Source organism: Brumimicrobium sp. (assembly GCF_048268645.1).
GTDB classification, from domain to species: domain Bacteria; phylum Bacteroidota; class Bacteroidia; order Flavobacteriales_D; family Crocinitomicaceae; genus Brumimicrobium; species Brumimicrobium ulvae.
In genome coordinates this window covers 49,483-72,216 of record NZ_JBLWVE010000014.1, presented here as the reverse complement: position 1 = coordinate 72,216, position 22,734 = coordinate 49,483, and the positions used below count along the sequence as shown (strand labels likewise).

Here is a 22,734-nt window from a genome sequence, read left to right as displayed (position 1 = left end):
TTGAAAATTATGAAAATATTAGATAAATATATACTTGTCGCAGCACTTCTATTCAGTGGAATTGCAAGTGCGCAAAACGTTGATTTTAAACGCAGTAATTTTAAAGATGATGTTGATGGTTTTAAAGCTGCAACAGATGCCATCAGCAATGGAACACCGTTTTTTGAAGAAGGAACATTAGCCGTTTTCGAAGTGCGTGATCCAGGATTAGCATTTAAGAAAGCATTAATAGAATTTGAAAAAGCACAAGCTTTCAACCCAAATAATGCTTTAAATAATTACAGAATTGGAGTGGCATACATTCATTCTACTTCACCTTATAAGGCTATTCCCTTCCTAAAAAAAGCACATGAATTAGACCCTTCTTGCGATCCTTTCTTGTATTATTATCATGGAAACGCCATGCAACTAGAAGGTGATTTTCAAGCAGCTAAAGCATCTTACAAGGCATTCGAAGCCAATTATAGAAAGTCAGACAACTTTTCAAAGTTTGTTTCTATGCGAAATCGTGAAATAGCTTTTGCAGAAAAATCGATTGCGAATCCTGTGCGTTGCTGGGTAGACAACATGGAGTCTTTGAATACTGAATTCGATGAAATCGCACCAGCTATTACAACCGATGGATCAGAAATTATCTTTAGTTCAAACCGACCAAATGGAAACAAACCAAATGAGGTTGGGAATTATGATCATGACATTTACATTTCCTACAATGATGAAGGAACATGGCAAAAAGTTAAACCTATCCCAGGAAGCGTGAATACATCTTTAGACGATATCGTAAATAACCTTTCTTATGATGGTACAAAGATGCTTTTGCATAAAGACAATGGTGGTCAAACAGACATTTACGAATCTGTATTGAACGGTGCCAATTGGGGAACTCCTGTAATTATGCCACATCAAATCAGTGCGAGCAGAACCAATGACATGTACGCTTCTTATAGTCACGATGGGTACAACATTACATTTGCAAGAGGAAATGAAAACAACAACAGAGGAACAAATATCATGTTCTCTGGAATGCAAAGTAAAATGAAAAAGAATTACGGAACAGCATCTGCAATTGGAGCTGTAAACAGTGCATTCAATGATGGTCCTGTATATATGCATATTGATGGAAGAACCATGTACATTGCTTCTCAAGGACACGAATCAGTAGGTGGATACGATATTTTCGTTTCACACAGGGTTCAAGGAAACTGGTCGAAACCTGTAAACATGGGATATCCAATCAACACTCCGTATGACGACTTTTTCTTTGCTGCAACAGCCAACGGAAAATTCGCCTATATTTCTTCAAACCGTCCGGGTGGAGCTGGTGGATTCGACATTTATAAAGTGACCTTCTGGGGAGAACCTAAAAACCCAATTGTGGATGTAGAAGATTACCTTTTAGCTTCTATTGCCAAACCGATTAAAGATCCACAAATCGAAGATGTTGTAAGCGTAAACAAAGTTTCATTGACTGTTTTTAAAGGAAAAACAATAGATGCAATTACTAGCAAAGCAGTTGAAGCTTCTATCGAAATTACGGATAACAAAACAGGCCAAGTCATCGAGCGTTTTACAACCAACAGCGCAACAGGTAAGTTCTTACTTTCATTAACAGCAGGAAAAAACTACGGAATCGCAGTAAAAGCAGAGGGTTACTTATTTCATTCTGAAAACTTTGACATTCCAGATGGAAGTGAATACAATTTAATCAACAAAACTATTGAATTAAAAAACATTGCTGTAGGAAGCAAAATTGCCTTGCGCAATATCTTCTTTGATGTTGGTAAAGCCACGCTACGTAGCGAATCAAACGCAGAGTTAGACAGATTAGTAAGTCTACTCAAAGATGTACCTTCACTAAAAGTTGAAATTTCTGGTCACACCGATAACACAGGGTCAGCTTCAACAAACAATGTCTTATCTCAAGAAAGAGCAGATGCTGTAGTTGTTTACTTAAAAAGTAAAGGCATTTCAGCAGGAAGGTTAACTGCCAAAGGATATGGCTCATCTCAACCAATTGCGACCAATAACAGTGCTCAAGGAAGACAAGAAAATAGAAGAACAGAGTTTGAAATTATCGCAAATTAGTTCATTTTTTTCCTTTTAATTTTAAAAAACCCTTAGTTTTGACTAAGGGTTTTTTTATACATTTTATTTCCATAAATCATGACACAAGAGCACATCATTTATCTATCCGAAACATTTAAAGACATTGCGTCTATTCATGAAAATGATTTAGATAAATATGGTCGTGATGAAACTGAGGATTTACTGTTCCGTCCGCAAATGGTATTGAAACCTTCAACCACAAAAGAAGTTGCGGAAATCTTAAAGTATTGCAATGCCCACAAGATTCCTGTAACACCTTCAGGAGCTAGAACAGGACTAAGCGGAGGAGCTTTACCGATCAAAGGCGGAATTGCCTTGAGCTTAGAACGAATGAATAAAATCATTAGCATTGATGAAAACAACTATCAAGTGACAACTCAACCTGGAGTAATTACGCAAGTTCTCCAAGAAGCCGTTAAAGCGAAAGGGTTGTTTTACCCACCAGATCCTGCATCTAAGGGAAGCTGCTTTATAGGCGGGAATATTGCCGAGAACAGTGGCGGTCCAAAAGCTGTAAAATATGGAGTAACGGCAGATTATGTACTCAACCTTGAGGTTGTTCTACCTTCTGGTGAAGTCATTTGGACGGGAGCAAATGTGTTGAAAAATGCAACAGGATACAACCTTACGCAGTTAATTGTAGGGAGTGAAGGAACCTTAGGTGTGGTCACCCAAATTGTATTGCGACTTATACCACATCCTACAGTTGACATGTTAATGTTGGTGCCATTCTATGATGCAAGAAAAGCTTGTGAGGCCGTAGCAGCTATATTGAAAACGGGGATTACCCCAAGTGGCCTAGAGTTTATGGAGCGAGATGCTATTCTTTGGACCATAAAAAACATTCCGTCCATTCAACTAGAGGTAGCCGACAATCATGCTGCTCATTTGCTCATTGAAGTGGATGGTTTTGACGAAAACAAACTTATTGAAGAATGTGAGAAAATCGCTGAAGTGCTGGAGCAATTCGAAACGGGAGAAATTTTATTTGCAGACAGTCAAGCGCAAAAAGACAAACTTTGGGAAGTTAGAAGAAAAGTAGGTGAAGCAGTAAAATCGCATTCAATTTATAAAGAAGAAGACACAGTAGTTCCACGATTCGAACTCCCAAACTTACTTTCAGGAGTTAAGCAAATTGGAGAAAAATATGGATTCCAATCGGTATGTTATGGACATGCTGGAGATGGAAATTTACACGTGAACATCATCAAAGGAGATTTAAGCGAGGACCAATGGAATAATGAGTTGCCCATAGCCATTCGTGAGATTTTTGAACTTACTGTTCAACTAGGTGGAACCATCTCAGGAGAACATGGAATAGGATTGGTTCAGAAGTCCTATATGGACATTCCCTTCACAGCTGCATCATTGCGTTTAATGAAAGGAATTAAACAATTATTCGACCCCAACAACATTATGAATCCTGGAAAGATTTTGGAGGATTAAAGCTTACTCCCAGAATACATCTGTGGTATTATCGACGAAATCAGAATCATCATGTACCTCTTCTATTTTTTTTAATTGTTCTGGTGTAGCAACTTCTTGAATCAGCATAAAGAGTTCACGTTCTTCAAAACGAATATGTCTATCCAACTCTTCTTCAATATGATGTAATGCTTTTTCAACATCCTCTTCTTCGGTAAACAGCCTTGTTAATCTACGGTGTTCTGAAAGCGCTTTTTTTATCATTTCATGATCTTCTCCAAGAATAGGAAAAATATATTTCTCTTCGTCTTCGAAATGAGGAACTAAATGATTTTCGAAAAACCAGTCAGCGTATTTTTTGATGCGATCAATAGCAATTCCATTGCTCATCCCTTTTCTGATCTTCCACCCCAAAAGTAAACCATGGTGATGTTCACGACTAAAAGACTTCAATGCTTCTACTCTTTTCAAGGGTTTCTTTGGTGTACTCATACTTATTTTATTTGTTTATGCAAGTGAGAAATAATTGCGGAAGTTACACCATCAGCGTAAACCCCATAAGCGTTCGTAAGTACCCCTTTCACATCGTGCTTCGTCGACGAAATAGCATATACAATCATCGAATCACCTGGATCATTTTCTCCTTCAAAACGGTGTACCTCATCTATTACAAAATCATCTGCTGAAAGTGCCAAATCAGACTTTCGGCAAACGATACAATCTTTTGTTGCTTCGACATAAAAGTCGGTCGTATATCCACGTTTAATGAGGTCATTAACCGCTTCAGATACTGTTTCATAACTAGGTTTTCTTTCCATCATCTTTTGTTTTAATTTATTACATTGGGCTCACCATAATATGCGCTCTGTGTGTTCCTGGATCCATTAACCACGGCATACCAGGCGCGGAAGGAGAAAGTGGTAAGCCCGTAGACTCTTGAGTGGCATAAGGCGTATAAATTACATACCGTAACTTTCCTTCCTTAACAACTCCGGTTTCCGCATCAATATTTTCCTCCTTTCCATCAAAGACATACATCATGCTTTGTCCCTTCGGGAAAAATAGTTTTCCGGCTTCAATTTCCTCCTTTCTTTTTTTACGTATTTCAATTGTCGAAACTCCTTGTGCTTTCAACACCCTTCCTCTGGTCATAAAGTCCTCGAGTTGACTATGGTAACAAACAAATTGAATTCCTTCCTTTTGGGGATCATCATATACGCAGGTTAAATGACCTTCTGAAGCTTTTAAAACCACAGTACTTCCATCTTCCAAATAGGCCATTACCTTTGCGCCTTCTTTTTCTTGAGCGGTCAAGAAGTGTGTTGCTAATTCTATTTTAGTTTGGGGATCAAGATCAACACTATTTTTTTGTCCAAAAGTGAACGAAACAATTAATACTGTACAACTTAAAACAAAGTACCTCATCATCATCTTTTTGCAAAAAGATAAGCAATTAATACCACAATTCTATGTGTACAATCAAAACAGTCTTAAACTTTTGCTAAAGCAGCGTCATAATCTGGTTCGTCTGTAACCTCCTCAACCAATTCAGAATATTGAATCACAAGATTTTCATCTGTAACTATTACGCCACGGGCATGCAAACCAGCCAATGGTCCACCTTTCATCACCGCCCCAAGTTGATCCGCATCGCGGTAACGGAAATCAGAAGTTGTAATCGCATTATTGATGCCTTCAGCTGAACAAAAGCGACTAAAGGCAAAAGGTAAATCCAAAGAAGTAAAAACCAAAGCAACATCCTCTCGGTTTTTTAGTTGATTTGCAAACTTGGTCAATTGCATCGCGCATACGGCGGTATCAACACTCGGAAATATATTGAACACAACTTTTTTCCCTTTCAGCTCATTTGTATTTAATTCTGACAAATCAGATTTAACCAATTTCATTTCAGGTAAAGCATCTCCAACTTTTGGAAAGTTACCACTTGTACTTATTGATGTACCTTTAAATTTTACTCCCATAATAATATATTTTTATTTAATGTAAATTATTTTCTGGTCTTTGGCTCCATATGGCCATAAACAAACCTGTTGACATTTTTCTTGCGGCATTTTTTGCTCTATCGGCTAATTTCCCCACAAACAATTCATCAATTGTTTGAAACCACAAACGCAACCAATGCGCAAAATGTTCTTGCGTTACTCCGTAATTCAAAGCCTGGTCAACTTTAGCATGTGCCATTGGAGGATTTCCTTTGAACTTTGGAATTCCAAATAAATTGGTCTCCCAAAAGTCAGTCAACTTCTCAAGGTGGGGAGGCCATTGCTCATCTGTTAAATGCGCATTAAAAATTGGTCCCAACACCTCATCTGCTCGAATCTTATCGTAAAATGAATGCACCAATTGACTTACGTCTGCTCTGTTTTCTATTTCTTTCATTACTTAGAATCCTTTGCTACTTGTTTTACACGATCTGGGGTGTCTAACTTCGAAAGTGATAACCTCACAATACTTTCTTCATTGGCCAACAAGTCATGAGGCACATTTCCTTCTAAAGTAAGAATATCTCCTTTCGACAAATGATGCTTCTGTCCTTCCACACCAAACTCAATTTCACCTTCTAATAAATGTACAATAATCGGAAAAGCAGTTTTGTGCTCTTTCATGATCTGACCTTTTTTAAAGGCAATCCTAATTTCTTTTGTAAAAGAGGTCTCTAAAATCACAGAAACCTTTACTTTATCCTCTGAAAACTCTAAGTCCTTATAAAACGAATTGCTCACCATAGTTTTTTATTTATAAATATAGTCAAAAGTAATTAGAATATAAATAAAAGACAAGAACATCCTTTATTGAATTTTGAAAATAAAAAAAAGGAGAACTTAACGCTCTCCTCTTAAATATCATCAGTTGATGCAATCACTATTTTTTCATGTGACGTGCATATCTGTTCTTGAACTTATCAATACGTCCTGCTGTATCTACATACTGCTCTACCCCTGTAAAGTATGGGTGTGACATGTGAGAAATATCCAATTTTACAAGTGGGTATTCCTTTCCATCTTCATGCTTTATCGTTTCTGTTGACTCAGCACATGAACGTGTAACAAATGAATAGTCATTTGTCATATCTTTAAACACTACTAAACGGTAGTTCTCTGGATGTATATCTTTTTTCATTTTAACTAAAATTTCTTGTTCTATCTCAAATCGGATGGCAAATTTAGTAATTAAATTTCAATTCACACAATTGAAGTGCAAAATATTTTCATTTCTAAATTACCTTTCACAAAAATAGTTTAATTATTTAGAATAGTAGTCAATAAAAATAAAAACAATTATTTATCGTTACTTTAGCAACGTAAAAACAATAAACTTTGAGAAAATTACTCTTTATCATTCCAGTGGTCCTCATGGCATGGGCAGCATCTTTCCTTTCTAGCTGTAAAAAGGATATTTTGTTCTCCAAAGAAAACCTAAGCTTTTCGGTAGATACTGTTTTATTTGATACTGTATTTACGACAGTTGGTTCGACTACGAAAAGATTTAAAATCTATAATACCTCAAATCGACCAGTAAAAATAGACCATGTGATATTGGAAGGTGGACAAAGTTCGCCATACAGGGTTAACCTTGATGGTGTATCTGGTGTTAAGTTTAGCGATATTGTACTCCCAGCAAATGACAGTTTATATATGTTTGTGGAAGTGACCCTTGGAGAAAATAACGACCCATCAATTTTCATTATAGAGGATAAAGTTCGATTTGAGACCAACGGCAAAGAACAAACGGTACAACTTGCAGCTTGGGGACAAGACGCTTACTTTTACAACAACGAATATGTAAACGGTGATTGGTACGCAGATAAACCACATGTTATTTACAACCTTGCCGTTGTTCCCCCTTCTCAATCACTTACCATACATCCTGGAACAAGGATTCATATGCATAAAGGAGCAATGCTCTACGTTGATTCGAGTGAACTTCATATTCAGGGCGATTTTGATAATAAGGTATATATTGAAGGAGACAGACTTGAGCCTTTTTACAAAGATGTTTCAGGACAATATTATGGGATCTATTTAAGTAAAGCACTTCCCAGTACAATTGACAACCTCATTATGAGGAACGGAACCGTTGGAGTTCATATATTCAGTGAACACCCTTCAAACACAGGATATACTTTGAGCATTACAAACTCCGAAATCTACAATCAAGCCAGTTATGGAATTTTCAATTATTCCGGAGGTCGGGTTTACGGGGAAAACTTAAATATTCACAGCAATGGACTTTACGCTTATTTTTTATTAGAAGGTGGAGATCACACATTTAAACACTCACAATTTTTAAGCTATGGATCAGAAGGTGGTCAACCAGCTGTGGCCATTAAGAATTACTTTACCCGAACAGATGGTTTTACTTACATTGGTGATGTTAACGAAGGTGCATTTTACAATTCTATTATTTACGGAGGCGGAGATATTCAAATTGTATATGACACCCTCACACAAAATGGGACTGTCAACATAGACCTTGATTACAATACCAATTTAATCAAACAAATTCCTATTTCTTCACATCCAGGCTTCGTCAATACAATTTGGAATCAAAACCCACAATTTGAATATGTGGAAGGTCAAGTCTTTAAAATCTTACCCTCCTCCCCTGCTAAGGATAATGCCAACAGCAATACTCCGTACCATGTTACAACAGACATTATTGGCGTACTTCGAAACACACCAACAGACATTGGAGCATACGAATTAGATTAAGTATGAGGACCTGCCTACTGTATATTATTTGCTGTTTCAGTCTACACCATGCAGTGCTTGCTCAAAAGTGGGGAGAAAACGACTGGGGGGTTCAAGTAGGAGTTTCAGCAGATCTAGGAACTCATATTAATCAAGTTGGGCTAAGGGTTCAAGCCTATTATTCATACGAATTTGTACAGGTCAATATTGGAAACCATATTCGGTTCAACAGTACACACTTTGGAGAAAGGACCAACTTTGTAACTCAACGAGTCAATACAGGTATAGCATTAATGGGAGGCAAGAAAAATACTACACCCCAACTAATACTTGATGGACTAAACCACCAAAGTGAAAACAATTTTGCTGTTGCTTATAATTATCTTTGGTATTTTGACAACATAGGCACCTCACAACGTTCGGGAGGTTGGGGTGTACACATTCAACAAGTCAGTCTATACATTGAGAATGATATTTTCGCAGGTTCGGGGAGGGACAGATTCAGAACGAACCATGCCAGCATCAGCTATCACGATGATTTATACAACATCAGTTTGAACACCCAACTTTGGACAGGTGAGACCCGTGGAACAGCCCTGCAAAACACTAGAGACAGTCTTTATCAGAAAGGATTCAAGGATTTAAGTAAAACACATTACGGAAAAACAAGTCATGGCGTATTGAGCTTAGGAATCGACTATCAAATTATGTATGGAAATTATGTTTCCGCAGTAATTGGAGTAGATAGTGAAAATGTACGTCACACCTTGCAAAATCGTTTTATGCATGATAAATATTTCATTCCAGAGCGATGGAGGACGCCGAATGTGAATTATCCCATGTTAAATTCAGAAGGCTACCCCGTGCACTTTAAGAAAGATGCCCGCCCAGCAAAACCATTCCTACAGTTTGGACTGAATCGAAACTTCAGTTATTAATAAGTTTTTTTTATTTATTGGCGCCTTCATCCTTATCCAATTCCAAGTTAACGCTTTGTTAGAACGCACCCACAACAGCACTTCAGGAGCTTCTACTGTCGCTCTGTATTGCTGTGCTTTGCATGTTCAAACAAAGCATTAAGCTTTCCATTTCCTCAGGGGGCGGATCCAAGCATTTTATAAGAACAAGTTGCGAATAGAAATCGAAAAAGCGGAACCGAATGAACGGTCCCGCTTCAATAAAATGTATAGACAAATGCTTAGTGATTAACTACTACTTGCATTGTGTGAGTCATATTGTTTGTTAAGTAAACCTTAACGATGTAAACACCATTTTCAACACCAGCAACATCTAAAGCTGTAGTATTGGCGTTACTTGCTACATCTTGAGCAACAACTGTTTGCCCCATCATGTTCACCAACTCCACTTTGTTTACTTCATTTTGTTTGAAATCAATATTCAATACATCAGAAGCTGGAGAAGGGTATGCATTCATGTTGATTGCCAACTGTTCTTCTTTCAAGCTAACTTGAGCAGAAGAAATAAATGATACAGAGATTCCAGGTACAGACTCTGGTCCGAATCCAACTGGGTTAAAGTTTCCTGAACCTGCTTCAATAGGGAATAATGGCTGCATATATAAATCCATGTTTGCAGTATAATCTCTATCTGGGTCACTTCCGAAATATAATTCTTCATTAAAAGTAGTTACACAGAACATATAACGTTGGTCATCCTGTAATGCAACAATGTTTTCTAAGTCAAAATCTACTGTAATTACCTCACCTCCTAAATCAGACGGGAAAGAATAATTCTGTATCACAAGGTCGCTAAAGTTTTGAATTGGGTTAGAGAAACCAGCATCATTCATATCAGTAAACACATCGTCGTAAGTATAGATCTGCAATAAAATCTCTTCACCTGCTAAAGATGTATCTGTAGCATTGCTTCCTTTAATTGCAGAGAAAGTTATAGCAGAAGCAGCTAATCTGCTTGCATTTGGATCTTTAAAGTGAATACAAGAAGAGTATTCTGGAATAGCATTCCCAGAACCATCTACTGGTCTAATTCCACCTGAAGAATTTGGTAGCATTGTCGTATCAATAATTTTTGCATACGAAAGATCTGTTGCGCTAATTACAAAGTCAGATTCAATTTCATTATCAAAATCATACTCATCAGTAAATGCATCTGCAGTTGTTTTATACACTAACTTGTAGTATCCTTCGTCCCAAGTAGCTGGTGCAAAGTCTGGAAGTGTAACCACTAAACTATCTCCTGAGAACATATCTTCTGGAGTAGAAATTTCGTTATAAATCTCAGTTCCATTGTAAGTAATGATAGCTTGTAAAGTTACAGCAGCTTGGTCATTAGAACCATAGTTATAAACTGTTCCTCCCAAGTTTAAGTCGTATTCCGTACCATTTGTTGCAATCATTGATGGCACTGATGAATAACGTGGACGTAAGATTTGAGCCTTTGTCAATCCTAAATCGTCTGCATAAAAACCTGCTTTATTACCGATAAAAACAGTTACAGGACCATTTGCCATTTCGTTAACAATTGTGGCACCATCAATATCACTGATCATCACTACAGGGATAGTTACGTTTGGACCTTGAACTCCACCTCCCATATTTACTAAGGCTCCTGACTGATTGTTAATAATAACAACAGCAATAGCTCCAGCTTGCTGTGCATTGTATGCTTTTACACCAAACTCACAACTTCCTCTGTAAAGAATGGCTATTTTACCTGTTAAAGCGGCTCCGTTTGTTGCAGGATCACAGGCTTCATTGTCATCAGCATACATGACCAACTCCTCTTGAACAGAATTCGCTGGATCTTCTAAATCAGGAAAACTTGCATTTCCCCAACCTGTTGCGTATGATAGGTTATAATTCCCTTGAATTGCAGCGGGAGAGACTCCCGAAAAAATAACTTGTGCATTAATAACTCCCGCCATTAACACTCCAAATCCTAAAAGTAATAGTTTCTTCATAATATGTTTTATTTGTAGTTTGTTACAATAATAGTATATAAATTCTCAATTATGAAACAATCTCAAATAAATAGTTAACTATAAACTTGATAGAAAATACTTCTTAAACTTTTGAGAGTGAAGCGTTGCGCATACTGAATGATGGCTTCTGATGGATAAGCACCTTTTTGGAAGCTTGATAAAGCTTCTAATAATGTACTTTCATCACCAACTTCTATCTGCACTCCTAAATCAACATTATTGATTTCTGTTAAACCTCCACATTGACTATAAATTGCTGGAATGCCAGTGGTCCACGCTTCTGCTAAGACTACAGAAAAGGTTTCATAATTACTAAACAAGACAAAGCAATCAGCTAAACGCATGGCTTCTCCAATACACTCAGCCGGCTTTCGCCCCTCAACGATACATTTTTCTTTGGGGATATTATGCAATGCTATTGCCTCCCAGACTTCACTTTCCTCTCCTTCTGTAATCAGGTGCAAAATAAAATCACGGTCAAGCTGACCAAAGGCTGATAGCATTCCTGAAATATTTTTGTGCTCGTCATTAAAAGAGGAAACATGAAGAAATCGAATTGCCTGAGAATGCTTTATATTCTTTATTGATGGGTAGAAATATTCATGATCCACAACATTATGCATCACTTGATATTTACTAATCAATGCTAATTGCTGAAGCGACTTCCCTAAATGATCTGAGACAGGAAGCACCAAATCAGAAGCTCTAAAAATACTGCGGAACTTTTTCTTAATGTAAAAAGGATACTGACTATAAACTTGATGATGGGGTAAAAACCCGGTCCAATGAACAGTGATGATATAATTAAGTTGATGCTTTGACTTCAGCCATAAGGCAAACATTCCTGCGGGGAAAACGGCATTCAAATGAACTAAATCATACTTCTGATTGAGCAATTCAAACCCTTGTTTTAAGGCCTTAAAATAAGCATTCTTTTTTTTCAGCGAAGAAGCAATTGGAACTGTAGACTCGATTCTTGGATAGTAAACAATAACAGTACGCACACCATTGATCACTTCATCTGAGATCTCGACAGAATTCACCTCATCAGTTGAAACAGCATACAAGACATCAACATGAGCGACGTCATTAGCGACTTCTGCATGTTTTTGAACAAAATTCCCCAAAGACAAGTTTTTCTTGCTTGGGTACCAACTGGCCAAAAACAGCACTTTTTTATTCAACCTCTCCTGCATCTGATTAAATTATAGCTTTTGAAAGGATGAAGTTAAAACCAATAAATTAGAAATTAAAGAAATTTTGTAATATCATTTATTCCAACTGGACGCTCAGTAATGAATCCTTCTCCGTACTTCACACCGATATCTCTACCATATTGAATCAATCTACCTTCCAAGGAGTCTAAGAATTCTTGACCTGAAATTGGTGTTTTAGGACCTGACATATTCTCTTGATAAAATTGAGTTTTATAAGCTAAGATAGAATCAAACTTTAGATCTCTCTGCTCGGTTACATCTACTACAAAGTCAGGTTTAAGGTAACGATCTTGGATATAAAAGTACACTACTTTTGGTCGCCAATGTTTTTGTTTTTCTCCATCTGATTCAGTTTCTATTTTTAGAAGCCCAGATAAAAAGCAAGCCCTCGAAATCAACTGACTTCCTCTTCCATGATCAGGATGACGGTCTTCAGGCGCATTAGCCAATACAATTTCTGGTTGATATTTTCGAATAGCAGTAATGAGCTTCAACAAGTTTTCTTCAGTGGCTTCAAAAAAACCATCCGCCATTTTTAGGTTTTCTCTGTGGATAACTCCCATTATTTTCGCCGCTGTTGCTGCTTCATCATAACGTGTTTCAATAGTTCCTCTCGAGCCTAACTCACCTTGTGTTAAATCAACAATAGCGACTTTCTTGCCTTGTTGTACGCTTTTGATTATTGTTCCACCTGCAGCCAATTCAACATCATCTGGATGTGCACCTATTGCTAATATATCAACCTTTCTATCCATTGATCCATTCTTTAATTTCCGGAGCATTTGGCAAAATTTTGGGATGAACCTCTTTCACAAAATTCCCATTTTCATCAATCAAAAATTTATGAAAGTTCCATGCTACCTCCTCTGCTCCACCATTCTTTTTACTTTCTTTTAACAACCAAGTAAATAAAGGATGTTGATCTTCACCTTTCACCGCAATTTTGGACATCATGGGAAAAGTGACTCCATAATTCTTTTGACAAAATGCCGCTACTTCTGTGTTAGTTCCAGGCTCTTGTTGTCCGAAATCATTGGCCGGAAAACCAACAATCATAAATTGATCTCGCGAGGTTTCCTCATACAAAGACTGCAACTGCTCATATTGCGGAGTTAATCCACATTCCGAAGCTGTATTTACAATCATTACCTTCTTTCCTTTCAATTCGTTTAAATCAAAAGGTTGACCATTGATATCTTTGACTTTGAAGTTATACATTACCATTTTTAATTCTTTTAGGAATAACATAAGTATCCATGAGGTACTTGTAAGTCACGAGCAAAGTAAAACTTGCAAATAAAATCACCGCAATAATCACTGAAGTTGGAGTTTCAGCAACCCCTTCTCCTTGTGCATAAGAGTGTAATCCTACAAGAACAAAGTTTACTCCGAAGAAGGTAAATAAAATTGCAGAATACCCCCAAAGACTTAATACGTTAAATAAGAATCTACTACTTAAGGCAGGGATAAATCGAAGGTGAATAATAATTGCGTAAACCAACATGGAGACTAGTGCCCAAGTCTCCTTTGGGTCCCACCCCCAGTATCTACCCCAAGATTCATTCGCCCAAACTCCACCGAGGAATGTTCCGATCGTAAGCATAAACAAACCTATAATCAACACCATTTCAGAAACAGCTGTTAACTCCACGATATTCATTTGAAGTCGTTTTTTATTCTTTTTGTTTTTCAACAAATACAAGATCATGTTCACCAATCCTAAAATTCCAGAAATACCAAGGAATCCATAAGAAGAAGTAATAATGGCCACATGAATCATCAACCAATACGATTTCAATACAGGCTGTAAAGGAGTAATTTCAGGGTCCAACAAATTCAATTCCGTAACAAACAACATCATTGCTGAAAGCAAGGTAGTTGCCGCGATTACTGCAGGATTCTTTTTAACAAAGAACAATCCAGCCAAAATTGTTGACCAAGCAATAAAGATTACCGCTTCGTACCCATCACTCCATGGAGCGTGTCCAGATATATACCAGCGCATTCCTAATCCAGCACCATGGCCGAGGAAAACAACCACCACACCTCCAACTAAAATAAAAGTAATTCTTTTAATTATCGCTTCACTTTTCAGGGTGGGAGTAACAAGAGTTCTAAAGAAGAATAAAATCAGTAACAAAAACCCGAATAAAAAGTAGAAAGATTGAATTTTATCAAAGATTTTAAATTTGTTGTAAGCAATTTCTACATCGACATGTCTTTGAGTAAGTTTATCTAAATGCGGGTTCTCTGCCTCGTATTTCCTCAACTCTTCCCACTGATGTTCTTTGAGTGGAGCAAGGAATTGTTGGGCATCTGAGAAAGTCGCTTCTCCTTGTGATATAGAAAACAATGTTCTCAAAAGATTTGTAGCTAAAGCATTTGCTTTTTGGTCCTTGTCTTTTAGATCGCGAGAGAAAGGCCAAACCCAAGTTCCGTTATCATCTCCAGGGATAGGAATAATTCTCAAATGTTGAAATTGAAATATCTCTTTCAATAAACGGTAGCGTTCACCTAATTTAATTAATTGCTTGTCGAATTCATTTTTCTGACCATCGGCTTTTCCATGCGCAACTTCATATTCTTTCATCCACTTAAAGACTCCGAATTCGTCCTCCATATCATTAACCGAAACATATTTCCCTGTCCCGATTTCATCTCTGATCTTAACCGAGACAAAAGCAAAATCAATATCATTCCATCCATCAGGACCATATAAATGCATAGCCATAATGGTTTGAACTGCGTTGTATTCACCAAACTTATCGCTGTGGTGAATCTTTCTCATCAGTTTATCCGCCATGGTATGGAAAGGAATGATTCGTCCATCATAGTCTTGCACCAACAAATCATCAATTTTGGCAGCATCTTCTACTGATAAATAATTTACCTCTATTTTTCTAGGCGTAGGATGCGGTGTACTATGTGCTGAATGGTCATGTGCTTCAGCATGGTCGTGGTCATGGTCATGATTGTGATCGTGATCATGATCGTGGTCGTGGTCGTGGTCGTGAACATGCGCTTCTGTTTGCGGATGTTCATTTGTATGTGGATGTTCATTTGCTTGGGCGTAAGTTAGTCCCCCTAAACCTACACCAATTAACAAAGTAATTGTCTTTATCATTTTCGAACGGTTTGTTCTAGATTTCTTAATTAAGTTATTCAACTCTTTCATTCTTCCTACACGATTAAACATTGACATTACCATTCCAATGGTCATAATTAAATAGGCAATATACGTTACTGTTGTTCCCCACCAGTCATAATTCACACTTAAAACAGTTCCTGATTCATCTGGGAAATAACTTGACTGGAAGAAGCGGTAACCGTGATAATCCATAACGTTATTCATAAAAATCCTTTGGTCATGCACGACTCCTCTTGTTGAATCAATAACCGTCACTTCAGAGGCAAAAGAACTTGCCATTGACGATCCCGGATATTTATGCAATTGGAACTCTCTACATTTCACAGAGAAGGGCAATAGAATAGGTTTTGCTCCATATCCAATTTCAAAATTGAGTCCAGCAAATTGAACATAGTGTTCTTGTAGAATATGCGTTGGACTACCTTCGATTTCAACAAGTTTAGATTCTTTATCATTAGAAAGTTTAATGGTTAGGTAATTGAATCCTCCATCTTTATCTGGAGATTTCATTTTTCGCATCACCACATTTCTTTTGTATTGTCTAAACACCAAACTTTCTGTTCCTATCATATACAATTGATTCGGAAAGAAAGGAACCAAAGTATCAGCAGGAATTTCCGTAACAGCGCTAGGGTCAATATTGTTACTCATTCGGTCTTCCTTAGACAAAGACATCATATCCACTCTTTTGAAAGGACTAATTGACTCGATGTACAACATTCCTCCTTCATCAGTAATTTTCACTCCTGGCATAGAAGGATTTTCATTTTCGAAAGCGAAATTCACTCCCCCAATCAGATCTTGTCCACCTTCAAATAGGTAATGATTTTTACCACGAATCACCAATTCCAAAGCATTTCTTCCGTTCTCACTGTCCTCAACCAATGAATCCACCATTCCTTCTTTATAAGAAACGTATTCTACATTAATCTTATCTTGATTTGGCAGCTGAAAGTCAAAACTAAATGGGTTTTCTACTCCTTCTGACAACCATCGTTTTTCTTGATGCGTGTATTGGTTGACTAAATCGTTTGATTTTAGAGTAAGATAAGGAGTTGCACTATAAAGCACGTTTGTTGTTTCTCCTTCTGCGATTCTCATTTGACCTTCAAAACCAACGTAGCGCGTTAAAGCAGCACCAACTATTATAAGTAAGAATGAAAGGTGAAATGCGAATGTTGCCCATTTTTCTCTTTGGTACATTTTGTACTTCACCATATTTACAATCAAAGTGATGGATAAGTGAAGTAAAAGAATTTCGAACCATAGGGCATTGTATATTGCGATTTTTGAGGCTGGCGTACCATAATCAGATTCGATAAACGTAGCTTCAGCAATTGCTACAGCGAAGATGACCATACTGACTGCCATCATTTTCATCGAGAAGATTCCTCTTAAAATTTTATCTAACATTGTCTTTTCTTATTTTACTTTACAAAACTAAGAAAGCTTTGCTAATTTAGAATCATTTTAATGTTAATTTTGGACCAATTGAAGCTTTGTTATTTCATCATTTCATGGAAGTAGAAAAAAAACATATTGTAATTATTGGAACGGGTAAAGTTGCCCATCAATTAGGCCAACAATTATTCCGCGTTGGACATTCTATAAACGGGGTTTGGGGAAGAGATATAACAAAAGCCAAAAATCTTGCTAAAAAGCTAAATTCGGACGTTATAGATGATCTTAAAAAGATTTCAAAAGACAATTTAGCATTAATCTGTGTTTCAGATTCTGCTATTTCTGAAATAGTTTCTTCAATTTCTGACGACGTTAAAATAGCTTACACTTCTGGTAGTGTTCAATTAGAAAGTTTACCTAAAAAATCAAATTTAGGAGTTTTTTATCCTTTACAAACATTTAGTCAAGATAGAAACGTTGATATTTCAGTTGTTCCTTTTTTAATTGAGGCAACTACAAAATCATTTGAAACGGAATTAAAAACCTTAGCAGAAACCTTAAGTTCGAGGGTGCTTATTGCCAACTCACAAGACAGATACAACACTCACATTGCAGCCGTGATGGTCAATAACTTCACGAATTTCTTGTATCATTTAGCACAAGAACACCTCAAAGCACATCATTTGGACTTTGATTTACTCAAACCACTCATTCAAGAAACGGTAGCTAAACTTGAAACATTATCGCCAATTGAAGCGCAGACAGGTCCGGCAACTAGAGGCGATCAATCCATCATTCAAAAACACTTAAAAGACATCACTCGTCCTGAGACCCAACAACTCTATCGACTGTTTAGCGAATTAATAGAAAAAGAAATTAAAAAATCATGAGTTACAAATTAAAACTACCTTTCATTAACACCTTTATTTTTGATGTTGATGGCGTATTAACCGATGGTGGAGTAAACATTCTCACCAATGAAGCTGTTCGTACTTTAAATTCTAGAGACGGATATGCATTACAGTATGCCGCAAAAATGGGCTATACTATTTTTATCATCAGCGGCGGAAATTCAAAAGCAGTAAAAGATCGTCTATTATCGGCAGGAATCAAAGAAGTGGTGCTTCAAGCATCGAATAAAGTGAAAGTTTACGAAGAACTTAAGGCGAAATATAATTTCAAGGACGAGACTACTTTGTACATGGGCGATGATATTCCAGACTACAATGTCATGTCAATGGTTGGCGTTGCCGCTTGCCCTCAAGATGCCGCTGTTGAAATTAAAGAGATTGCAGACTACCAATCACCATTCAAAGGCGGCCACCATTGTGTACGTGATGTAATAGAGCAAACCCTTCGTGTTCAAGACAAATGGTTTAAGGCCGAAGCACACGAGTGGTAATCCTTATCTTTTAATGATTTTCCCTGTCCACAGTTGATCTTGGTCTTGTACCTTTATTACATATATTCCGGAATTAAGATCATGCAATGAAACTGTACTCTCAATGACTCCTTCAAGAACTACTTGGCCTTGAAAATTTAAAATTTCGTAGTGCATTCCTATTACATTATCTGAAAAATAAATCAAATCCTCTGTTGGATTAGGGAATACAGTCAATATGGATTTTTTCTCCTCTTGTAAACTCACGAAGTCTAGACCTGTGTCAGGACTTACTACAACCTCATCTCCAGGACCAATTCTGGCAACCATAATATCTGTACCCAAAGACGGGTTCACTCCGTCATCGCTTACAGTCCCTACCAGAACAATTCCACCATCATTTGCAGTAATCATTTGATGAATAATGTCTTCATCAACAGCTGAGAAGTTTTGACTAGCTCCGATATAAACGAGGTTAGCCCCAAATTTCATAGTAAAAACATCATTCCCGTTTTGGAAAGGATTCAATTCGGGTGATTTTGTCTGAAAACCTAAGTAAACAGAAAAGGCATCTCTTATCGTTCCAGCAGTCACCATAGCGTCTTCTTGATAAGGATGCGTCCAATGCCCAACATAATCACCGTTAAAATCTCCTTTTCCTAGCCAACGATCAATCCTGGATTGGTCACTATTATAAAGACCTCCAAATAGAAAAACATGACCCTCAAACACAACAATATTCCTCACTCTTGTGATTCCGCTTTGGTCAAAAAACTTAATCCATTCTTGCGTTCCATCAACATTAAAACTAGCGAGCATTCCTTTAAGGATACCGCCATCTCCCATGTCACCCCCTACAACAATACGGGTACTAGAAATAGTATCTACAGCGTAGGCTACATCATCTTCAGGAGACTGAATGGTTTTGGTCCATAGGGTATCTCCTAAAGCATCTGTTCTAACAAGAAACATATCAACTCCATCCGTAGAAAGCCCCTCAGTTTGTCCCACCAATATCAACCCTCCATCAGCTAAAAGTTTTGCGTCGTGTAATTTTTCCCAATCCGATCCACCATAGCGTTTTTCCCATTGTAGTTCTCCTGTTTCATCCGTTTTATAAAGTACAAAATCAAAATCAGCATTAGGTGTTGAACTCGTGTATCCAGCAATAAAGAAGCCATCACCAGGCACGTGAATAACACGCACACCCACATCGTCACCAGTACCACCATAGTTTTTCGTCCACAAATGATTCCCCACACTATCGATCAGCATTAGATAAGCTTGTCCTGAATTTTCATCGAAGCCTCCAGAAGCTCCTGTTACAGCATAACTTGAGTCTGGCAACTGTGTAATCCCATTTCCTTGATCAAAAGGACCACTAGTAAACTTCTTAAAAAAAGGAATCTGAGCAACACCAATAAAAGGAGTTACAAAAATCAACAACAATATAATTTTTCTTAGATTTTCCATGCTAATCTTATTAATCCTGAATGACCATATTGGCTCCCAAAAATAGCACCTAGTACATCTTCAGTTCCTAACCCAATAAGGAGCTGCTTAGTGACATAGTTGGCATATAATCCCAACCTAAAATTCCCATAGCCCCCGAAGGAACCTTGAGCGCCAACAGAGAATTGATTAATGGGTTGATAATGAACTCCCGCATAGATCAAAGGCCTATACACTCTATTCGTATACATTCTAACTCCAAAAAAAGATTGTACTTTTGTTGGAGAATTTGCCAACACAACCTTTCCTACCTGAAGAAACCCAGGTAGCATTTTAAATTCAGACTTATTGGTTTCTGAAACATTAAGGGAGTCTTTCAAGGCTTCCACTCCTTCCTCTTCCAACAATTCATTTAATGAAAAACCAGTAAAGCTTTGTTCTGTATCTATGGTAATAAAGTCAGCATTATGTATTTGATAAGCTCCCAAATTTCTACCTACAACACTCACAACACCATTAAATGATTCAGAATCTCCAAAAGGCAGATTAAAGTCAAAATTTACAGCTGCCCCCATTCCTTTAAAATATGCATATGAATTGGCCCTCAACACCTCTCCTTCAAATCTCAAATCGATTTGATCTCCTGTTTCACTAAAAGCAACATTTCCTCTATTTACACTTAACTCAAAAAACTGTTGTGGCAGAATCGCATTGAGGGTTAAAAAAGATTTTGTTTTTCGATCATGAATTCCTCCACCAATGCTTAAAAACTGCTCAAATCGTCCTGAAGTATTCGTAAAACTAGCATTACCTCCTAAAAAAGGAGCGTTTCCTATAAAAACCAATCCAAATAAGTCATTTGAATATTCTCCTGCACCATGTACTTCATTTGAGACATTCACCATCCAACTCCAATTGGGTTTAGATTTAAAAATTTGATTTGGCGCCCTATACTCTATGCCAATATGTCCGCCAAAACCTACTCTATTGTAATCGCTTTGATTTTCATAAACCTTTAGACTCAATTCATCGTTTATTGTTCCTCCAAAAATAAATTTTCTTGAAAGTTCATTGTTTAATCGCGTGCTGTGTTGAAATAAGTTCCCCACAACATTCACCTGATGATTTGCAAGAGTAGAATCATACATAACCGGCAATAAACTTTGTCCATTCAGGAGTTCAAAAGAACAAAGAACCAAGGTCAGCAACACCATTTTAATGCGCAAAGAAATCATAAACTAGCTTTTAATTTTAACTGACTGGAAAGTAAAAACTTAAGTGCAGCATTCGAATAAACAACATTATTATTCAAATAAGTACTTGAAAATTGAGCACGAACCATTAAGTATTTTGTATCAATTAAAGCCTCTGTTACGGCTTCGTCAACTACAAACTCAATTTGTTCTTCAATCGGAATATGTCCATCTGTATTTCCATTGGTTAATGCTGGAGAAATCTTCCCATTAGAATTTAAAACTTTCAATGTATTTTTATGTTTATCCAGCAAGGTCAATTGCACTTCTGCTCCGAAAGGGAAAGTATTGGTTGACTTCAGAATAAACCTTCCAGACTCAACCCTCAGCAACTTGTTGTCATTTTTAAAATCAATAGCAAAAGTATCCTGTAAAGTTAAGTCATCTGCTCCAACCAATAGCGGGAAATTCGCTTTCAACTTTACTTTCACATCACTTTGAGGATACAACACATCGTTTCCGTTTGAAGTATTCCCGTATGGGTTAAGCGTTATAGCATATCCTACATTATATGTACTTCCTAAATTCTCGAGAAACCCCTTCAAGTTTCCAGTGGAATTATCAAAGGTGAAATACAACTCTGAAGGAGTAAGTGACTGCCATTGTCCGGTTGCTGGATTCAAATTTAAGTTCTGATCAAAATAAGGATGATTAAGTGACACCACGTTGTTGGAATAATTTACACTTTCAAACAATGAGATATTTCCTTGTGCTCTTACATCAATACCATTACTAATGATTAAATCTAAATTAATGTCATCAACATTAATTGCTCCTCCAACAACATTACTTAATTCATCCACATTAACTGTGGTCGTATCAGAAAAAGTAATGTTTCCGAAATATCCTTTAGCATAATCCACAACCAAGCCTTTAAACTCAACATTAGTTCTGAAAATATTTTGATCCGTAATTGTTACGGTTGGTCCATTCGGATCTGTTTTTACATTCATTTTTGACCGCAGCATATTGTACAAATCACCGTCGACACCTTTCATGTCAATCGTATATCCAGAAAGGTCTAATGTTATGAATCCGACACCCGGTTCTACAATAGTTCCTCCATCTATAGTTTCAGTATGAGAAAATTCCTGTCCATTCTTTTCTGTACCAGGTAATGAAATGGTAAAAATTCCTTTCGTTGGAATTGGGTTTTCGATGCGAATAAAAGCTTTACCCGATTTTATTCTTGCTTCACGCAAAACAACATCATCAAATGTAAACTCGTGTTCTTTGACTTCATCGATAAAGGTAAATCCAGGAGACAACTCAAGAGAAGCAAATGAAATAGCAAAAGTTTGCACAATTGAAGTGTCAGGAATTTTAATCAATTCAGACAAGTCAAGGTTAAGCAAAGTTCTATCAGCAATGACCTGAATAGATTGATCTGAGTTAATGTCTAAAGTAGAATCATTAACATAATTTTTAATTAACAAAGAGTCATTAACGATAGGAACAACCCAATCGCTTGTCCAATTGGTCTTCTCTTTTCGGCAAGCCATGCTCACCAAAAGGACTGCCATAAAAATAAATATTTTGTGTTTCATGTAGTTACTTCTTAACTCTATAACGGTATTTACTGAGTTGCGTTGGTTGTAATTAAAAATAAAGCACTAAATAACAGCTATTTATTTTCAGGCTTACATTTTCAAAAGCAAAATATTAAAATTTTGTTTG

General features: G+C 37.0%; 21 protein-coding genes. 6 read left to right on the top strand and 15 right to left on the bottom strand.

All coding sequences use genetic code 11. The features are described 5' to 3' along the window. The first annotated feature begins 9 nt into the window (after positions 1–9). Positions 10–2,085 (top strand): OmpA family protein, encoded by a 2,076-nt coding sequence (locus ACN0U3_RS11220; RefSeq protein ID WP_417266288.1) that lies wholly within the window; start codon positions 10–12, stop codon positions 2,083–2,085. Between the two features lie 78 nt (positions 2,086–2,163). Next, positions 2,164–3,552 carry an FAD-binding oxidoreductase gene (locus tag ACN0U3_RS11215; protein WP_417266287.1) on the top strand — a complete coding sequence of 463 codons (1,389 nt, stop codon included), beginning with the start codon at positions 2,164–2,166 and terminating at the stop codon, positions 3,550–3,552. Positions 3,553–3,555: 3 nt separating this feature from the next. Here ACN0U3_RS11215 and ACN0U3_RS11210 read toward each other — a convergent pair whose 3' ends face one another. From ACN0U3_RS11210 to ACN0U3_RS11180, 7 genes are all read right to left on the bottom strand, one after another. Further along, positions 3,556–4,023, bottom strand: a complete 468-nt coding sequence (locus ACN0U3_RS11210) for a hemerythrin domain-containing protein (protein ID WP_417266286.1) — start codon at positions 4,021–4,023, stop codon at positions 3,556–3,558. Between the two features lie 2 nt (positions 4,024–4,025). Continuing rightward, the gene (locus ACN0U3_RS11205) at positions 4,026–4,349 is read right to left on the bottom strand and encodes a phosphoribosylpyrophosphate synthetase (protein WP_299200955.1); all 324 of its coding nucleotides are present in this window, start codon (positions 4,347–4,349) and stop codon (positions 4,026–4,028) included. A gap of 19 nt (positions 4,350–4,368) precedes the next feature. After that, on the bottom strand, positions 4,369–4,956 hold the full coding sequence (locus tag ACN0U3_RS11200; protein WP_417266285.1) for a hypothetical protein: 588 nt from the start codon (positions 4,954–4,956) through the stop codon (positions 4,369–4,371). Positions 4,957–5,021: 65 nt separating this feature from the next. Beyond that, on the bottom strand, positions 5,022–5,513 hold the full coding sequence (gene tpx / locus ACN0U3_RS11195) for a thiol peroxidase (RefSeq protein ID WP_417266284.1): 492 nt from the start codon (positions 5,511–5,513) through the stop codon (positions 5,022–5,024). Positions 5,514–5,529: 16 nt separating this feature from the next. Continuing rightward, the gene (locus ACN0U3_RS11190) at positions 5,530–5,931 is read right to left on the bottom strand and encodes a group III truncated hemoglobin (protein ID WP_299200948.1); all 402 of its coding nucleotides are present in this window, start codon (positions 5,929–5,931) and stop codon (positions 5,530–5,532) included. Continuing rightward, positions 5,931–6,278, bottom strand: a complete 348-nt coding sequence (locus ACN0U3_RS11185) for a cupin domain-containing protein (protein ID WP_299200945.1) — start codon at positions 6,276–6,278, stop codon at positions 5,931–5,933. Before ACN0U3_RS11185 ends, ACN0U3_RS11190 begins: the two co-directional genes overlap by 1 nt. 136 nt (positions 6,279–6,414) lie before the next feature. Further along, entirely contained in the window at positions 6,415–6,672 is a 258-nt protein-coding gene (locus ACN0U3_RS11180) for a type B 50S ribosomal protein L31 (RefSeq protein WP_299200942.1), read from the bottom strand. A gap of 197 nt (positions 6,673–6,869) precedes the next feature. On the opposite strand from ACN0U3_RS11180, the gene ACN0U3_RS11175 reads away from it, so the two are divergent. Together ACN0U3_RS11175 and ACN0U3_RS11170 are read left to right on the top strand one after the other, a co-directional pair. Further along, on the top strand, positions 6,870–8,264 hold the full coding sequence (locus ACN0U3_RS11175; RefSeq protein WP_299200940.1) for a right-handed parallel beta-helix repeat-containing protein: 1,395 nt from the start codon (positions 6,870–6,872) through the stop codon (positions 8,262–8,264). 53 nt (positions 8,265–8,317) lie between these two features. Next, entirely contained in the window at positions 8,318–9,181 is an 864-nt protein-coding gene (locus ACN0U3_RS11170) for a polymorphic toxin type 23 domain-containing protein (RefSeq protein WP_417266283.1), read from the top strand. 260 nt (positions 9,182–9,441) lie between these two features. Here the strand turns inward: ACN0U3_RS11170 and ACN0U3_RS11165 are convergent, their stop codons facing one another. The 5 genes from ACN0U3_RS11165 to ccsA all read right to left on the bottom strand — a co-directional run bounded on the left by ACN0U3_RS11165 (position 9,442) and on the right by ccsA (position 16,983). Continuing rightward, entirely contained in the window at positions 9,442–11,184 is a 1,743-nt protein-coding gene (locus ACN0U3_RS11165) for a PA domain-containing protein (protein WP_417266282.1), read from the bottom strand. 74 nt (positions 11,185–11,258) lie between these two features. Beyond that, positions 11,259–12,401 (bottom strand): glycosyltransferase family 4 protein, encoded by a 1,143-nt coding sequence (locus ACN0U3_RS11160; RefSeq protein ID WP_417266281.1) that lies wholly within the window; start codon positions 12,399–12,401, stop codon positions 11,259–11,261. 53 nt (positions 12,402–12,454) lie between these two features. Then, a complete protein-coding gene (bshB1, locus tag ACN0U3_RS11155) occupies positions 12,455–13,204 on the bottom strand; it encodes a bacillithiol biosynthesis deacetylase BshB1 (protein WP_417266280.1) in 750 nt (249 codons plus the stop codon). Then, positions 13,170–13,640 carry a glutathione peroxidase gene (locus ACN0U3_RS11150; protein WP_417266279.1) on the bottom strand — a complete coding sequence of 157 codons (471 nt, stop codon included), beginning with the start codon at positions 13,638–13,640 and terminating at the stop codon, positions 13,170–13,172. Before ACN0U3_RS11150 ends, bshB1 begins: the two co-directional genes overlap by 35 nt. Beyond that, entirely contained in the window at positions 13,633–16,983 is a 3,351-nt protein-coding gene (gene ccsA, locus ACN0U3_RS11145) for a cytochrome c biogenesis protein CcsA (RefSeq protein WP_417266278.1), read from the bottom strand. Before ccsA ends, ACN0U3_RS11150 begins: the two co-directional genes overlap by 8 nt. 104 nt (positions 16,984–17,087) lie before the next feature. Between ccsA and ACN0U3_RS11140 the strand changes: the two genes are divergently transcribed. After that, the gene (locus ACN0U3_RS11140) at positions 17,088–17,861 is read left to right on the top strand and encodes a Rossmann-like and DUF2520 domain-containing protein (RefSeq protein ID WP_417266277.1); all 774 of its coding nucleotides are present in this window, start codon (positions 17,088–17,090) and stop codon (positions 17,859–17,861) included. Further along, positions 17,858–18,373, top strand: coding sequence for a KdsC family phosphatase (locus tag ACN0U3_RS11135; protein ID WP_417266276.1), 516 nt, complete (start codon positions 17,858–17,860; stop codon positions 18,371–18,373). The genes ACN0U3_RS11140 and ACN0U3_RS11135 overlap by 4 nt, the downstream gene beginning before the upstream one ends. A gap of 3 nt (positions 18,374–18,376) precedes the next feature. Here the strand turns inward: ACN0U3_RS11135 and ACN0U3_RS11130 are convergent, their stop codons facing one another. Genes ACN0U3_RS11130 through ACN0U3_RS11120 form a run of 3 tightly spaced genes read right to left on the bottom strand, consistent with a single transcriptional unit; the run spans position 18,377 to position 22,604 of the window. Next, positions 18,377–19,825, bottom strand: coding sequence for a T9SS type A sorting domain-containing protein (locus ACN0U3_RS11130; RefSeq protein WP_417266275.1), 1,449 nt, complete (start codon positions 19,823–19,825; stop codon positions 18,377–18,379). Further along, the gene (locus tag ACN0U3_RS11125; RefSeq protein WP_417266274.1) at positions 19,813–21,039 is read right to left on the bottom strand and encodes a hypothetical protein; all 1,227 of its coding nucleotides are present in this window, start codon (positions 21,037–21,039) and stop codon (positions 19,813–19,815) included. Before ACN0U3_RS11125 ends, ACN0U3_RS11130 begins: the two co-directional genes overlap by 13 nt. Then, positions 21,036–22,604, bottom strand: a complete 1,569-nt coding sequence (locus ACN0U3_RS11120; protein WP_417266273.1) for a hypothetical protein — start codon at positions 22,602–22,604, stop codon at positions 21,036–21,038. The genes ACN0U3_RS11125 and ACN0U3_RS11120 overlap by 4 nt, the downstream gene beginning before the upstream one ends. Between the last annotated feature and the right edge of the window lie 130 nt (positions 22,605–22,734).

Coding starts and splice junctions, on each gene's coding strand:
- ACN0U3_RS11220 (WP_417266288.1), top strand. CDS start 10: ATGAAAATATTAGATAAATATATACTTGTCGCAGCACTTCTATTCAGT.
- ACN0U3_RS11215 (WP_417266287.1), top strand. CDS start 2,164: ATGACACAAGAGCACATCATTTATCTATCCGAAACATTTAAAGACATT.
- ACN0U3_RS11210 (WP_417266286.1), bottom strand. CDS start 4,023: ATGAGTACACCAAAGAAACCCTTGAAAAGAGTAGAAGCATTGAAGTCT.
- ACN0U3_RS11205 (WP_299200955.1), bottom strand. CDS start 4,349: ATGGAAAGAAAACCTAGTTATGAAACAGTATCTGAAGCGGTTAATGAC.
- ACN0U3_RS11200 (WP_417266285.1), bottom strand. CDS start 4,956: ATGAGGTACTTTGTTTTAAGTTGTACAGTATTAATTGTTTCGTTCACT.
- tpx (WP_417266284.1), bottom strand. CDS start 5,513: ATGGGAGTAAAATTTAAAGGTACATCAATAAGTACAAGTGGTAACTTT.
- ACN0U3_RS11190 (WP_299200948.1), bottom strand. CDS start 5,931: ATGAAAGAAATAGAAAACAGAGCAGACGTAAGTCAATTGGTGCATTCA.
- ACN0U3_RS11185 (WP_299200945.1), bottom strand. CDS start 6,278: ATGGTGAGCAATTCGTTTTATAAGGACTTAGAGTTTTCAGAGGATAAA.
- ACN0U3_RS11180 (WP_299200942.1), bottom strand. CDS start 6,672: ATGAAAAAAGATATACATCCAGAGAACTACCGTTTAGTAGTGTTTAAA.
- ACN0U3_RS11165 (WP_417266282.1), bottom strand. CDS start 11,184: ATGAAGAAACTATTACTTTTAGGATTTGGAGTGTTAATGGCGGGAGTT.
- ACN0U3_RS11160 (WP_417266281.1), bottom strand. CDS start 12,401: ATGCAGGAGAGGTTGAATAAAAAAGTGCTGTTTTTGGCCAGTTGGTAC.
- bshB1 (WP_417266280.1), bottom strand. CDS start 13,204: ATGCTCCGGAAATTAAAGAATGGATCAATGGATAGAAAGGTTGATATA.
- ACN0U3_RS11150 (WP_417266279.1), bottom strand. CDS start 13,640: ATGTATAACTTCAAAGTCAAAGATATCAATGGTCAACCTTTTGATTTA.
- ccsA (WP_417266278.1), bottom strand. CDS start 16,983: ATGTTAGATAAAATTTTAAGAGGAATCTTCTCGATGAAAATGATGGCA.
- ACN0U3_RS11140 (WP_417266277.1), top strand. CDS start 17,088: ATGGAAGTAGAAAAAAAACATATTGTAATTATTGGAACGGGTAAAGTT.
- ACN0U3_RS11135 (WP_417266276.1), top strand. CDS start 17,858: ATGAGTTACAAATTAAAACTACCTTTCATTAACACCTTTATTTTTGAT.
- ACN0U3_RS11130 (WP_417266275.1), bottom strand. CDS start 19,825: ATGGAAAATCTAAGAAAAATTATATTGTTGTTGATTTTTGTAACTCCT.
- ACN0U3_RS11125 (WP_417266274.1), bottom strand. CDS start 21,039: ATGATTTCTTTGCGCATTAAAATGGTGTTGCTGACCTTGGTTCTTTGT.
- ACN0U3_RS11120 (WP_417266273.1), bottom strand. CDS start 22,604: ATGAAACACAAAATATTTATTTTTATGGCAGTCCTTTTGGTGAGCATG.